General features: G+C 76.2%; 11 protein-coding genes. 7 read left to right on the top strand and 4 right to left on the bottom strand.

Annotation, left to right across the window (positions count from 1 at the left end; translation table 11 throughout):
* Positions 1 to 16: 16 nt before the first annotated feature.
* A complete protein-coding gene (locus tag EDF38_RS12440; protein ID WP_123355679.1) occupies positions 17 to 1,366 on the bottom strand; it encodes a fibronectin type III domain-containing protein in 1,350 nt (449 codons plus the stop codon).
* A 15-nt stretch (positions 1,367 to 1,381) separates the two neighbouring features.
* On the bottom strand, positions 1,382 to 2,773 hold the full coding sequence (locus EDF38_RS12435) for a fibronectin type III domain-containing protein (protein ID WP_123355678.1): 1,392 nt from the start codon (positions 2,771 to 2,773) through the stop codon (positions 1,382 to 1,384).
* Positions 2,774 to 3,104: 331 nt separating this feature from the next.
* On the opposite strand from EDF38_RS12435, the gene EDF38_RS12430 reads away from it, so the two are divergent.
* The 6 genes from EDF38_RS12430 (at position 3,105) to EDF38_RS12405 (ending at position 11,206) form a co-directional block, all read left to right on the top strand.
* Complete coding sequence (locus EDF38_RS12430) at positions 3,105 to 4,268, top strand: inorganic phosphate transporter (RefSeq protein WP_123355677.1); 1,164 nt, start codon at positions 3,105 to 3,107, stop codon at positions 4,266 to 4,268.
* A 1-nt stretch (position 4,269) separates the two neighbouring features.
* Positions 4,270 to 4,548 carry a hypothetical protein gene (locus EDF38_RS12425; protein WP_123355676.1) on the top strand — a complete coding sequence of 93 codons (279 nt, stop codon included), beginning with the start codon at positions 4,270 to 4,272 and terminating at the stop codon, positions 4,546 to 4,548.
* 109 nt (positions 4,549 to 4,657) lie between these two features.
* Complete coding sequence (locus EDF38_RS12420; RefSeq protein ID WP_123355675.1) at positions 4,658 to 4,966, top strand: hypothetical protein; 309 nt, start codon at positions 4,658 to 4,660, stop codon at positions 4,964 to 4,966.
* 69 nt (positions 4,967 to 5,035) lie between these two features.
* Positions 5,036 to 5,740, top strand: a complete 705-nt coding sequence (locus EDF38_RS15945; protein WP_158613370.1) for a 4'-phosphopantetheinyl transferase superfamily protein — start codon at positions 5,036 to 5,038, stop codon at positions 5,738 to 5,740.
* Positions 5,741 to 5,804: 64 nt separating this feature from the next.
* The gene (locus EDF38_RS12410) at positions 5,805 to 9,860 is read left to right on the top strand and encodes a Pls/PosA family non-ribosomal peptide synthetase (RefSeq protein ID WP_123355674.1); all 4,056 of its coding nucleotides are present in this window, start codon (positions 5,805 to 5,807) and stop codon (positions 9,858 to 9,860) included.
* A complete protein-coding gene (locus EDF38_RS12405; RefSeq protein WP_123355673.1) occupies positions 9,857 to 11,206 on the top strand; it encodes a M1 family metallopeptidase in 1,350 nt (449 codons plus the stop codon). The genes EDF38_RS12410 and EDF38_RS12405 overlap by 4 nt, the downstream gene beginning before the upstream one ends.
* Positions 11,207 to 11,252: 46 nt before the next feature.
* On the opposite strand, the gene EDF38_RS16105 is transcribed toward EDF38_RS12405, so the two are convergent.
* Together EDF38_RS16105 and EDF38_RS16100 are read right to left on the bottom strand one after the other, a co-directional pair.
* A complete protein-coding gene (locus tag EDF38_RS16105; RefSeq protein ID WP_233572455.1) occupies positions 11,253 to 11,663 on the bottom strand; it encodes a MarR family winged helix-turn-helix transcriptional regulator in 411 nt (136 codons plus the stop codon).
* A gap of 101 nt (positions 11,664 to 11,764) precedes the next feature.
* Positions 11,765 to 12,013, bottom strand: a complete 249-nt coding sequence (locus tag EDF38_RS16100) for a hypothetical protein (RefSeq protein WP_199734717.1) — start codon at positions 12,011 to 12,013, stop codon at positions 11,765 to 11,767.
* Positions 12,014 to 12,119: 106 nt separating this feature from the next.
* Between EDF38_RS16100 and EDF38_RS12395 the strand changes: the two genes are divergently transcribed.
* A complete protein-coding gene (locus EDF38_RS12395) occupies positions 12,120 to 13,019 on the top strand; it encodes an SDR family oxidoreductase (protein ID WP_123355671.1) in 900 nt (299 codons plus the stop codon).
* The last annotated feature ends 41 nt before the right edge of the window (positions 13,020 to 13,060 follow it).

Here is a 13,060-nt window from a genome sequence, read left to right as displayed (position 1 = left end):
CCTGCCGACAGCCCGCTCAGCCGACGACGCGCACGTCGCGGGCCGACCCGGGGACGAGGAGGCGCGCCTCCGTCCCGTCGGGGTCGATCGCCCAGAGCCCCGGCGTCGCGCCGTCCGGCTCGGCGACGAGCACGGTGCCCGACGAGTCGGCCGCGAGGCTGCCGGTGTCGACGGCGTCGGCGAGCGACACGCCCGTCACGGCCCGCGTCGTGCGGTCGCCGTCCGTCGTCGTGGCGGTGAGGGCGTCGACGGCGAGGTCCTCGGTGCAGGTCGCGGCGGTCGCGTCGGCGTCGGCCAGGGCCGGCGGGCACGTCTGGGCCGCCTCGAGCACGTGGAAGAGCCCGTCGGAGCCGAGGCCGCCCGCCACCGCGGTCGCCCGCGACGAGACGGCGACGCTGCGGGCCGTCGGCATGCCGTCGTCGCGGCCCCAGAACTGCAGGCCCGAGGCGCCGCCGGCGTTGCGGTCGTAGAACAGCGTGCCGGACGGGCCCGCCACGACGTCGCGGAGGCCGACGCCCTGCAGGAAGGTCCGCTCAGTGAAGTCGTCGAGGCCGTCGGGCGCGTAGGTGCGGGCCGTGTAGTCGTTCGTGTCGGCGACCCCGTAGAGCACGAGCAGGCTGTCGTCCGGCCCGACCGACAGCTGGGCGCCCGGCGCCGGCAGCGTGCGGGCGACGGTGCGCTCCGCGCCGCGGGCGCCGTAGGCGGCGACCCGGCCGTCTGCGGTGAGCAGGTACACGGTGCCGAGCGAGTCGACCGCGAGCTCGCGGGCTCCCTCGACGTCGGCGGCCAGGGTCTCGGGAGCAGCCCCCGAGGAGGCGCGGCGCACGAGGGTGCCCCGCTCGCTGTCGAGCACGGTCACGTTGCCGCTCGCGTCGACGACGTAGCCGCCCGGCGCGGCGGGCGCGGTCGCCACCCTCGTCAGCTCGCCGCCGCCCGACGGGATCGAGACGATCTCGTCGTCGACGACCGCGACGACGCGGGAGGTGCTCTCGGGGGTGGTGAAGTCGACGCTGGCGCTGCGGCCCTCGACGTCGCCCGCCCAGGCCGTCAGCTCGTAGCGGTACGACGTCTCGGCCACGGCGCCGTCGAGTCGGGCGGAGGTCTCGTCCGCCTCCAGCCACCGGGTGAAGGTCGAGGTCTGCCCGGCCGTCGGCACGAGCGTCAGCGAGTAGGCGGTGACGGGACCCGCCGTGCTCCGACCCGGCGGCTGCCAGGCGAGCTCGATCACGGTGGGCCCGTCCCCCGTGGCCGTGAGGGCGGCGGGCGGCGGCGGCTCGTGGGCGGGCAGCAGCGTGCTCGCCGCCGCCCCTCCCCCGAGGACGAGGGCACCGACGACGACGGCGGTGACGGCGAGCGTGCGTCTCACGAGGTGGCCGTCGACCTAGCCGCGGACCTTCACGTCACGGGCCGCGCCGGCGAGGAGGAGCTTCGCGGCGCCTCCCGACCCGGCCACCGACCAGAGACCGGGCGAGGTCGCGGCGTCGGCGACGTAGACCGTGCCGGCGGTGTCGGCGTCGACGCTCGAGCCGGTCGGCGAGACGCGGAGGCCGCTGGCCGGGACGACCGTCGTCGTGCCGGCGGCGGGCGACGCCACGAGCTCGGTCAGGGTGTCGTCGGCGACGCAGGGGTTGACGGGCGAGTAGCCGAAGCAGATCTTCGCGGCCTGCAGCGAGTGGAAGACGCCGTCGTTGCCGTAGCCGCCGGCGTTCGTCGTGATGCGGGTCGAGAGGCTGGGCGAGGGCGTCGAGGGCGCGCCCGCGCCCGTCTGCAGCAGCCAGCTGACGAACCCGGTGCCGCCGCCGGCGTTGTCGTGCGTGTAGTAGATGCCCGTGGGGCCGGCGACCATGTCGTAGAAGCCGTAGCTGCGCGAGTAGGGGGTGTCGGCGGTGGGCGTCGACGACCCCGCCGGGTAGCTGCGTGCGGTCGTGTAGAACGAGGCGCCCGAGGCGGCGTAGAGGACGACGAGCCGGCCGTCGCTGCCGACCGAGAGCTGCTTGCCCTTCGACCCGAAGGGAGCGGCCAGCACGCTGCGCGCGCCCGTCGCGGTGATCTTCGCGATCCCCCCGTCGGCGGTGTTCACGAACGCCGTGCCCGACGCGTCGACGGTGAGCTCGGCGGCGCCGACGAGGCCCGTCGCGAGCGTGGTGGCCTTGTTCGCCAGGTCGTGGCGCACGAGCGTGCCCGCCGCGCTGTCGAGCACGGTCACGCCCTTCGCGTCGACGTCCCAGCCGCCCGAGGCGGGGGCCGCCGCGACGACCGTGGCGGCGCCTCCGGTCGAGGGGACGGAGACGATCTGGCCGCCCACGACGGCGAAGACGGTGGGGCTCGCGGGCGTCGTCGGCGTGGTGGGCACGGTGTAGCTGACGGTGACGGGCTTGCTGGCGACGTCGTGGTTCCACGCCTTGAGCTGGAGGCGGTACGTCACGCCGGGGGTCAGGTCGTCGTAGCGGAACGTCGTGGCGCTCGTCCACTCGGTGCTGATCGGCTGCTTCGCGGCGCCGACGAAGCCGTCGAGCGAGTAGCCGAGCAGGGAGCCGCTGCCGGAGGTCGCCGGGGCCTTCCACGAGATGACGGCACCGGTCGCGCCGGAGGCGACCACGGTGACGGAGCGAGGCACGGACGGCGCCGCCGTGGCGCGGGCGGCGGCGGGCGCCGCCGTGGTGCCGGACGAGGCGCTGCCGGTCGGCACGGTGCCGGCCGCCAGGGCCGGGGCCCCGCCGAGGCAGGCGAGGGCCGTCGCGAGCGCGACGACGACGGGCAGGGAACGCTTCATGGCGGACTCGATCCTCACGACGGTCTCGGGCCGACGCGATCTTCACGAGGTTCGGGCCTCGCGGTCTCCGCGCGGGCCGGGTGTGTCCCGCGCTCTCGGAGATTACCTCCCCGGCACCCGCCCCCCAACCGGGGGGACGGGTGACCCCTGGTCGTGGGCGGGTGATCCGCCGACCACCCCGTCGAGGAGCTCGGTGACCCGATCGTGCACGGCCTGCACGAATTCATCGGCTGTTCACGGTGCGCGTCGCGTGCCGGACGTAGCGTCGGCCTCGCACGGGACGCTCCGCCGTCGTCGCGGCCACGAGGCCGTCCCGAAGGGAGGAGCACCCGTGGACGTCCTCGTCACCGTGACGCTCGTGATCGTCGTCGCCCTCGTGTTCGACTTCACGAACGGGTTCCACGACACCGCCAACGCGATGGCCACCTCGGTCGCCACCGGCGCGTTGAAGCCCAAGGCGGCCGTCCTCATCTCGGCCGTCCTCAACCTCGTCGGGGCCTTCCTCTCGACCGAGGTCGCGAGCACCGTGTCGAACGGCATCATCCGCGAGGGCGACGGAGGGGTGCAGGTGACGCCGACGATGATCTTCGCCGGCCTCGTCGGCGCCGTCGTCTGGAACCTGGCGACCTGGTACCTGGGGCTGCCGTCCAGCTCGTCGCACGCCCTCTTCGGCGGCCTCATCGGCGCCGCGGTCATCGGGGCGGGCCTCGGCTCGGTCGACTTCGCGGTCGTCCTCTCCAAGGTCGTGCTGCCTGCCCTCATCAGCCCGCTCGTCGCCGGCGTCGTGGCGCTGGTCGCGACCTACGTCGCGTACCGCGTCACGCGGCAGGCGACCCTCCGCGGCTCGACGGCCGGCTTCCGCCACGGCCAGACGATCAGCGCCTCCCTCGTCTCCCTCGCCCACGGCACCAACGACGCCCAGAAGACGATGGGCGTCATCACCCTCACCCTCGTGGCGGCGGGCTACCAGGGCTCGGGCACTCCGCCGCAGCTGTGGGTGATCGTCGCCTGCGGCCTCGCGATCGCCCTCGGCACCTACCTCGGCGGCTGGCGCATCATGCGCACCGTGGGCAAGCGCATCACCGACGTGCAGGCGCCGCAGGGCTTCGCCGCCGAGACCAGCTCGGCCGCGACGATCCTCATCTCGTCGCACCTCGGCTTCGCCCTCTCGACGACGCAGGTCACGTCGGGCTCGATCGTCGGCGCCGGGCTCGGCAAGAGGCTCGCGACCGTGCACTGGGGCGTCGTCGGCCGCATCGCCTCGGCCTGGGTGGTGACGCTGCCCGCCGCCGCGCTCGTCGGCGGCGCCTCGGCCTGGCTCGCCAGCACGAGCACGGCCGGCCTCGTGGTCGTCGCCGTCCTGGCGCTCGGCGGCGGGGTCGCGTTCGGGGTGCTGGCCCGCCGGCACCCCGTGACGCACGAGACGGTCAACGACAGCGACGAGGCCCCGGCGGCGGCACAGCCCGCCGGCGCCGCGCGCGGACAGGGAGAGTGACGTGTTCCTCGGAGTGGACTGGGGCGCCTTCGTGGTCGTCTTCCTCGTGGCGCTCGTCGCCACCGCCGTCATCGTGACGGCCTTCGCCGCCGGCATCCGGCTGTTCGCCGACGGGGCGCTCGACCCCGTGCCGGACGGCCCGGGCGCCTCCTCGCCCGCCGCGGCGGCAGCCCCACGGGCCCGGCCCCTCGGCGCGACCGTCGCGGGCTCGGCCTGCTTCGCCGTGGGCGTCGCGGCCGTGCTCGCCGGGCTGTGGCTGATCATCCCGCAGTTCCACTGACGACGAGCACGGCACCCTCGGCCCGACGCCGGGAGGCGCGGAGCCCGCTGCCAGCATCCGGTCACCTCCCGTTCACGCCCCCGTCGTGTCGACGGCGCACCATCGGCTCATGATCGCGATGAGCGCCTCCGTCCGGCCGACCGACGGCATCCAGTCGGTGCGGCTGCTCGAGCAGGCCCTGCGCCGGCACTACGAGAACATCCCCGTGCGCGACCACCAGTACCTCGTGCGCTTCACCGACGGCCCCGTGCTCGTGACCGACGAGCTCGGGGCCCTCCGCGTCGACGTGGTCGTGTCGGACGAGCGCGCGGCGCGGCACTTCGAGGCGGCGTTCCGCTCCGAGGTCGACCTGCGGGTCGGCAGGCCGCTCGACCTGCACTGGTCGCGCCCCGACGTCGTGCCGCAGCCGCTCCGCTGACGGCCCCGCGCCTCCCCGTCGTCCTCGCCGACGCCCCCGCGGCGGCCGGCGGCACGACAGACTGAGCGCGTGACCGAGCCGACCGACGCCCCCGCCGACGTCTGGTCGTTCGGGCTCGACGACACCGCGGACGGCCTCGGCGCCGCGCTCGCCCTGTCGCTGCCGCCCGGCGACCCGGCCGGCTGGCTCGACGACGACGAGCGCGCCCGCGCCGCGTCGGCCCTCGACGCCACCGTCCGCCACCGACTGCTGCTGTCGCGCGTCGCGCTCCGCCTCGTCGTGGGCCGGGCCCTGGGCCGGCACCCCCGCGACGTGCGCCTCGGCCGCGAGCCGTGCCCGCGCTGCGGCGGGCCGCACGGCCGGCCCGTCGTCGTCGACGGCGACGACCTGCACCTCTCCCTCAGCAGGTCGGGCGGGGAGGCGCTCGTCGCCCTCCGTCGCGGGCTGCCGGTCGGCGTCGACGTCGAGCAGCACGTCGCCGGCCCCCGCCCCCTCCCCGGCCGTCCGGCGGGCCGGGGCGTCGTGGACGACCTGCCGCGCTGGGTGCGCGTCGAGGCGGCCCTCAAGGCCACCGGCGAGGGGCTCGCGCGCGACCCCGACGGCGTGCTGCTGCGGTCGGCGGGCGACGGCGTCGCCACGGCGGCCGAGGGCACGGCCGTCGCCGTCGACGTGCTCGACCTCCCGCTCGGCCCGCGGCTCGCGGCCGCCGTCGCGGGGGTCGGGCTCGCGGCCGCGGGGGCCCGCGTTCACCTGCCGGTCACCGACGCGACCTAGGTTCCCAGGCGACCTGCCCCCGCCCCGCGACCCGCCGCGGGGCCCGACGAGCCGCGGAGCCCCCATGCCGGAGACCCCCCTGCCGGACGCCGACCGGCCCCGCGCCGACCAGCCCGGGGCCGAGCTGCCCGGCGTCGTCGCCCGCTCGTCGGCGGCCGCCCCGCCGCGCACCCTCGTCGACGTGCTCGTCGCCACGACCGCCGCGCACCCCGAGGCCTCCGCCCTCGAGGACGACCGGGGCGCGGTGAGCTACCGCGAGCTGACCGCCCTCGTCGAGGCCGCCGCCTCGGCCCTCGCCGGGGCGGGAGTCCGCCGGGGCGACCGCGTGGGCGTGCGCATGCCCTCGGGCGACCGGCGCCTGTACGTCGCTGTCCTCGCCGTGCTGGCCGCCGGCGCGGCCTACGTGCCCGTCGACGCCGACGACCCCGAGGAGCGCGCCGCCCTCGTCTTCGGCGAGGCCCACGTCGCCGGCGTCGTTGCGGCCGGCGGCGTCTACCGGACCCCCGGCCAGGGCGAGCTGCAGGGCACGCCCCTGTTCTCCGCCCGGGCCCCGCACCCCCGCTCGGCCGGCGCCGGGGCCGCCGTCCAGCCGCCCCGACCGGAGGACGACGCCTGGGTCATCTTCACCTCGGGATCCACCGGCACCCCGAAGGGCGTGGCCGCGAGCCACCGGTCGGCCGCCGCGTTCGCCGACGCCGAGGCCCGGCTGTTCCTCGCCGGCGAGCCCAGCGGGCCTCTCGGCCCCCTCGGCCCGGGCGACCGCGTGCTCGCCGGGCTGTCGGTGGCCTTCGACGCCTCGTGCGAGGAGATGTGGCTGGCCTGGCGGAGCGGCGCGTGCCTGGTCCCCGCGCCCCGCAGCCTCGTCCGCACCGGGGCCGACCTCGGGCCGTGGCTCGTGACCCACGGCATCACCGTCGTCTCGACCGTGCCGACGCTCGCCGCGCTGTGGCCCCCCGAGGCGCTCGAGTCGGTCCGGCTGCTCGTCTTCGGCGGCGAGTCCTTCCCGCCCGAGCTCGTCGACCGGGTCTGCGGCGAGGGCCGCGAGGTCTGGAACACCTACGGGCCGACCGAGTCGACGGTCGTCGCGACGGGGGCCCTCGTGGTGCCCGGCGAGCCGATCCGCATCGGACTGCCGCTGCTCGGCTGGGACGTCGCGGTCGTCGACCCGGAGGGCCGGCCGGTCGGCGACGGCGAGGTCGGCGAGCTGATCATCGGCGGCGTCGGCCTCGCCCGCTACCTCGACCCGGCGAAGGACGCCGAGAAGTACGCGCCGCACCCGCAGCTCGGCTGGGCCCGCGCGTACCGCAGCGGCGACCTGGTGCGCTTCGACCCGGCCGGGCTGCTGTTCCAGGGCCGGGCCGACGACCAGGTCAAGGTCGGCGGGCGCCGCATCGAGCTCGGCGAGATCGAGGCGGCGCTGCAGGCCCTGCCCGGCGTCGCCGGCGCGGCGGCGGCGGTCCGCGAGACGGACGCCGGCAACCAGGTCATCGTCGGGTACCTCGCGCTGCGGGGCGACGGCGCACCGGGCGGCGCGGCCCCCGCCCTCGACCGCGCGGCGGCCCTGGCCCGGCTCCGGGACGAGCTGCCCGCGGCCCTCGTGCCCCTGCTGGCGGTCGTCGAGGGCGACCTGCCGACGAAGACCTCCGGCAAGATCGACCGCGGCGCCCTGCCCTGGCCGCTGCCCGACCAGGGCGCCGACGAGGGGGCGCTGACCCCCGACGAGCTCGAGCTCGCGGCGGACTGGCAGGCGGTCCTCGGCCTGCCCGTCGCCGACGCCTCGGCGAACTTCTTCGACCTCGGGGGCGGCTCGCTCGCGGCGGCCCAGCTCGTGGCACGGCTCCGCGACCGGGCGTCCGAGTACACCGTCGCCGACGCGTACTCCCACCCGCGCCTCGGGGCCATGGCCGAGTCCCTCGCGACCCGGACCGCCGAAGGCGCGTCGGGCACCGCGCACCCCTCCCGCACCGAGTTCCACCGTTCGCTCCCGACCCCGGCCCGCGCCCAGTGGCTGCAGACCCTGCTCGGCGTCCCCCTCCACCTCCTCTCCGGGCTGCGCTGGACGACGATCGCCCTGACCGCCTCGACGGCGGCGGCGACCTGGGGCGGCGTCGCGGTGCTGCCGCGGGTCGACGTCGCGTGGCTGGTCGTCGGCCTGCTGCTCTTCGTGGCGCCGCCCGGCCGCATGGCGATCTCGGTGGCGGCCTCGCGCCTCCTGCTGCACGGCGTCGCCGCGGGCGACCACCCACGGGGCGGCAGCGTCCACCTGCGCCTCTGGCTGGCCGAGCAGGTGCAGCTGCAGACCGCCGCGACCGGCCTCGCGGGGGCGCCCTGGATCAGCTACTACGCCCGGGCGCTCGGCGCCCGCGTCGCCCGCGACGTCGACCTGCACACCCTGCCGCCCGTGACGGGCCTGCTGCGCGTCGGCCGCGGCGCCTCGATCGAGCCCGAGGTCGACCTCTCCGGCCACTGGCTCGACGGCGACGTGCTGCGGCTCGGCGCCGTGCGAATCGGCGCGGGCAGCACCATCGGCATGCGCAGCACCCTGCTGCCCGGCACCCGCATCGGCAAGGGCGCGACGGTCGCGCCCGGCTCGGCCGTCTTCGGGCGCGTGCGTGCGGGGCAGGCCTGGTCGGGCTCCCCCGCCGCCCGCACCGGCAAGGCCCGCACGTGGTGGCCGGCCGAGCGGCCCGCCCGGGCGACGCGCTGGCTCGTCGCCTACGGCGTCTCGTCGCTGCTGATCAGCCTCCTCCCCGTGGCCTCGCTGGCGGCCGGCGGCCTCGTCGTCGCGCTCGGCGTCCGGGGCGCGGACACCCTGGCCGAGGCCGGCTGGCTGGCCCTCGCCTGGAGCGTGCCCGGCACGCTCGTCGCGGGAGTCGTCGCCGCGGTCGCCGTCGTCGTGCTCGTGCGGGTCGCCGCGACGGGGGTGACGGAGGGCACGTTCCCCGTCCGCAGCCGCGTCGGCTGGCAGGTGTGGAGCACCGAGCGGCTGCTCGACCTGGCGCGCTCGTACCTGTTCCCCCTGTACTCGAGCCTGTTCACGCCGGTCTGGCTGCGCCTGCTGGGCGCGCGGGTCGGCACGGACGTCGAGGCCTCGACCGTGCTGCTGCTGCCCTGCATGACGACGATCCGCGACGGGGCGTTCCTCGCCGACGACACCCTCGTCGCCTCGTACGAGCTCGGGGGCGGCTACCTCCGGGTGGCCCGTGCCGAGATCGGCCGGCGCGCCTTCCTCGGCAACTCGGGCATGGCCGGCCCCGGCCACACGGTGCCGGAGGACGGCCTCGTGGCCGTCCTGTCGGCGGCGCCCCGCTCGTCGAAGGCGGGGTCGTCGTGGCTGGGCTCGCCGCCGGTCCGGCTCCGTCGCACGGTGGCGGCCTCCGACGAGTCGCGCACGTTCCGGCCCCCGGCCCGCCTGCGCGCCGCCCGCGTCGCGTGGGAGCTCGGCCGGGTCGTCCCGGTCGTCGTCACCGTCTGGATCGGCCTCGGCCTCGTCGCCGCGCTGCTCGCCCTCGCCGCCGTCGGCGGCGTCGGGCTCGCCGCCCTGGCCAGCCCGGTCGTCATGCTCGCCGCCGGCGGGGTCGCCGCCGCCGTCAGCACGGCGGCGAAGTGGCTGCTCATCGGCCGGGTCGCCGCGTCCGAGAAGCCGCTCTGGTCGTCGTTCGTCTGGCGCAGCGAGGTCGCCGACGTCTTCACCGAGATGTGCGCCGCGCCCTGGTTCGCCCGGGCGGCCGCCGGCACGCCCGCGCTGGTCTGGTGGCTGCGCTCGCTCGGGGCCTCCATCGGCCGCGGCGTGTGGACCGACAGCTACTGGCTGCCCGAGGCCGACCTCGTCACGCTCGGCGACGGCAGCACGGTGAACCGCGGCTGCGTCGTGCAGACGCACCTGTTCCATGATCGAATCATGTCCATGGACACCGTCATCATCCGCGCCGGGGCGACCCTCGGCCCGCACGGGGTCGTGCTGCCCGCCGCCGTCGTCGGCGAGCACGCGACCGTCGGGCCCGCCTCGCTCGTCATGCGCGGCGAGGGCGTGCCCGCCGGCAGCCGGTGGAGCGGCAACCCCATCGGGCCGTGGCGCGAGGTCGCCTTCGCCGACTACCACGCCGTGTCGTCGTCGTGACGACCGGCCGCCCGCCCGCCTCCGGCCCCGCGACGCCCGACTACACGCCCGAGAGCGGCGACCCCGCCTGGTCGGTCGACCTGTACGACCTCGACCTGTCGTACCGCGTGGCCACCAACCGGCTCGACGGCACGGCGACGGTGACCGCGGTGGCGTCCACGCGCCTCCGGCGGCTCTCGTTCGACCTGGTGGGCCTGCGCGTCGACAAGGTGCGGGTCGACGGCGCCAAGACGCGGTTCCAGCAGACGGCGACGAAGCTCGTCGTGACCCTGCCCGGCGAGGTCGAGGCCGGCGTGCGGCTCGTCGTGCGCATCGACTACGGCGGGGCGCCCGCCCCCCGCCGCACGACGTGGGGAGAGCTCGGCTGGGAGGAGCTCGCCGACGGCGTCCTCGTCGCGTCGCAGCCGAACGGGGCCGCGACCTGGTTCCCGTGCAACGACCGCCCCGACGACAAGGCGAGCTACCGGGTCAGCGTCTCGGCCGAGCACGGCTACACCGTCGTCTGCAACGGCGAGCTCGTCGGCCGCCGCACCACGCCGGGCCGCGTCACCTGGACGTACGAGCAGCCCGAGCCGACCGCGACCTACCTCGCCACCGTGCAGATCGGCCGCTACGAGACGACGGCGACGGCGCTCGGCGACGCCGCCGCGCCGGTCGCGGGCCTGCTCGTCTCGCCGCCCGGGCTGCACGACCGCGCCGAGCACGACTTCGCCGACCTCGGCGACATGATGACGTGCTTCGTCGAGGCGTTCGGGCCGTACCCGTTCCCGAGCTACACCGTCGTCGTCACGGCCGACGAGCTCGAGATCCCGCTGGAGGCGCAGGGCATGGCCGTCTTCGGGGCCAACCACGTCGACGGGCAGTCGGGCACCGAGCGGCTCATCGCGCACGAGCTCGCTCACCAGTGGTTCGGCAACAGCGTCGGACTGGCGTCCTGGCGCGACATCTGGCTCAACGAGGGCTTCGCCTGCTACGCGGAGTGGCTCTGGGCCGAGCGCTCCGGCGGGCCGAGCGCCGCGACCCAGGCGGGCCGGACGCACCTGCGGCTCGTGCTCCCGCCGCACGACATCGTGGTCGGCGACCCCGGGCCGGCCCTCATGTTCGACGACCGCGTCTACAAGCGGGGCGCCCTCACGCTGCAGGCGCTCCGGGTGACCGTGGGCGACGCGGCGTTCTTCGACGTGCTGCGCTCGTGGACCGACGCGAACCGGCACGGCGTCGTCACCACCCGCGACTTCGTCGAGCACTGCGTGGCCGTCACCGGCGTCGACGACGGCTCGCTGCCGGCCCTCTTCGCGGCCTGGCTCGACGGCACCTCGCTGCCGTCGCTGCCCCGCGCCTCCTGACGCCGGCACCGGACACGAGGAGGCGCGGCGCGGCACCCCGCCCGCCTCACCCCTCCGCGGCGGCGATCAGCTTCGCCATGGTGCGGTGCAGCACGACCAGCTCGTCGTGGGTCACGTCGAGCCGCCGCGCCATGCGCTCGGGGATCGACTCGGCCTCGGCGCGGAGGGCGCGGCCGGCGGGCGTCAGCGCGACGGCGAGCACGCGCTCGTCGCGGGGGTCGCGGCCCCGCGTGACGAGGCCCTGCGCCTCGAGGCGCTTGACGAGCGGCGAGAGCGTGCCGGGGTCGAGCCGCAGCAGGCCGGCCAGGTCGCGGATCGACAGCGGGCAGCGCTCCCACAGGGCGAGCATGACGAGGTACTGCGGGTGCGTCAGGCCCAGCGGCTCGAGGACCGGACGGTAGGCGGCGACCACGCTGCGGGACGCGACCGACAGGGCGAAGCAGACCTGCGCCTCCAGCGCGAGGGGGTCGACGACGGCCGCCCGGCCCGCGCCGTCGGTCTCGGCCCCGGCCCCGGCCTCGGCCTCGGCGACGCCGGCGGCCCCGGCCCTGCGCACCGTCACGCCGCGTCCGTCGGGCAGTGCAGCATGGTGCGCGGGCCGGAGCGGTCGACGACGTGCTCGTCCATGGGCCGCCGACAGAGCGGGCACACCCCGCCGTGGTCGGGGGCGACGAGCGGTGCCTCGTTCTTCAGGCCGAGCTGCGCGCCGCCGATGTACGGCCGCAGCCGCGCGTTCATGCGCTCGACGAGGTCGCCGAGGCGACTGCCGTGCTCGTGCTCGACCGGGTCGCGGCGTCGTCTCGTCATCTGATGAGTGTACCAATGATTGGTGCACCATGCATCTGTCTCGTCACGGGGAGGCGCGGGGTACGACGCCGACCTCGCTCCCGGCCTCGGGGCGTACGACGGGACCATGACACGCGACCAGTACACGTTCGACGACCCCCGCCACCGCTACCCCGTGATCAGCCCCGAGGTGCAGCAGCAGCCCGAGCCGGGCCTCCAGTCGCGGATGACCCCGGTGCCCGACCTCGGCGAGGAGACCTACCGCGGCACCGGCCGGCTCACGGGTCGCAAGGCCCTCATCACGGGTGCCGACTCCGGCATCGGCGCCGCGGTCGCCATCGCCTTCGCTCGCGAGGGCGCCGACGTGACGCTGTCGTACCTGCCCGAGGAGGAGGACGACGCCCGCCACGTCGCCGCGATGATCGAGGCCGCGGGACAGAAGGCCGTGCGCGTCCCCGGCGACCTGACGAACGCCTCCTTCTGCCGCGACCTCGTGCAGCAGGCCGTCGACGGCATGGGCGGCCTCGACGCGATCGTCAACGTCGCCGGCGTGCAGGTCTGGCACGAGTCGATCGACGAGATCACCGACGAGCAGTTCGACCGCACCTTCAAGACGAACGTCTACGCGCCGTTCTGGATCGTCAAGGCCGCGCTGCCGCACCTGCAGCCCGGCTCGACGATCGTCAACACGGCGTCGCTCGAGGCCTACACGCCGGCCCCCGACCGCCTCGACTACGCGACGACGAAGGGCGCGATCAACAACTTCTCGAAGGGGCTCGCGCAGCAGCTGATCTCGAAGGGCATCCGCGTCAACGTCGTCGCGCCCGGGCCCACCTGGTCGGTGCTGCAGGTGACGGGCGGGGTCGACCCCGAGACGCTGCCGGAGTTCGGCTCGAGCGAGTCCCCGATCGGCCGCGCCGCCCAGCCGGCCGAGCAGGCCCCGGCGTACGTCTTCCTCACGAGCGCCGAGTCGAGCTTCGTCGCGGGCGAGACGCTCAACGTCAACGGCGGCATGGTCACGCCGTAGCCCGCGGCGGCGGCGGCTCGCCGCCCGGACGCGACGACGCC

The sequence above is a fragment of the Frigoribacterium sp. PhB160 genome (assembly GCF_003751785.1).
Lineage (GTDB): Bacteria > Actinomycetota > Actinomycetes > Actinomycetales > Microbacteriaceae > Frigoribacterium.
Note: the sequence above shows the minus strand (reverse complement) of the source record. Positions and strands in the feature narration are given on the sequence as shown.

Excerpts from the sequence above, each read along its gene's own strand:
- EDF38_RS16100 (WP_199734717.1), bottom strand. The coding sequence starts at position 12,013 with ATGACGAGACGACGCCGCGACCCGGTCGAGCACGAGCACGGCAGTCGC.
- EDF38_RS12395 (WP_123355671.1), top strand. The coding sequence starts at position 12,120 with ATGACACGCGACCAGTACACGTTCGACGACCCCCGCCACCGCTACCCC.
- EDF38_RS12435 (WP_123355678.1), bottom strand. The coding sequence starts at position 2,773 with ATGAAGCGTTCCCTGCCCGTCGTCGTCGCGCTCGCGACGGCCCTCGCC.
- EDF38_RS12410 (WP_123355674.1), top strand. The coding sequence starts at position 5,805 with ATGCCGGAGACCCCCCTGCCGGACGCCGACCGGCCCCGCGCCGACCAG.
- EDF38_RS12420 (WP_123355675.1), top strand. The coding sequence starts at position 4,658 with ATGATCGCGATGAGCGCCTCCGTCCGGCCGACCGACGGCATCCAGTCG.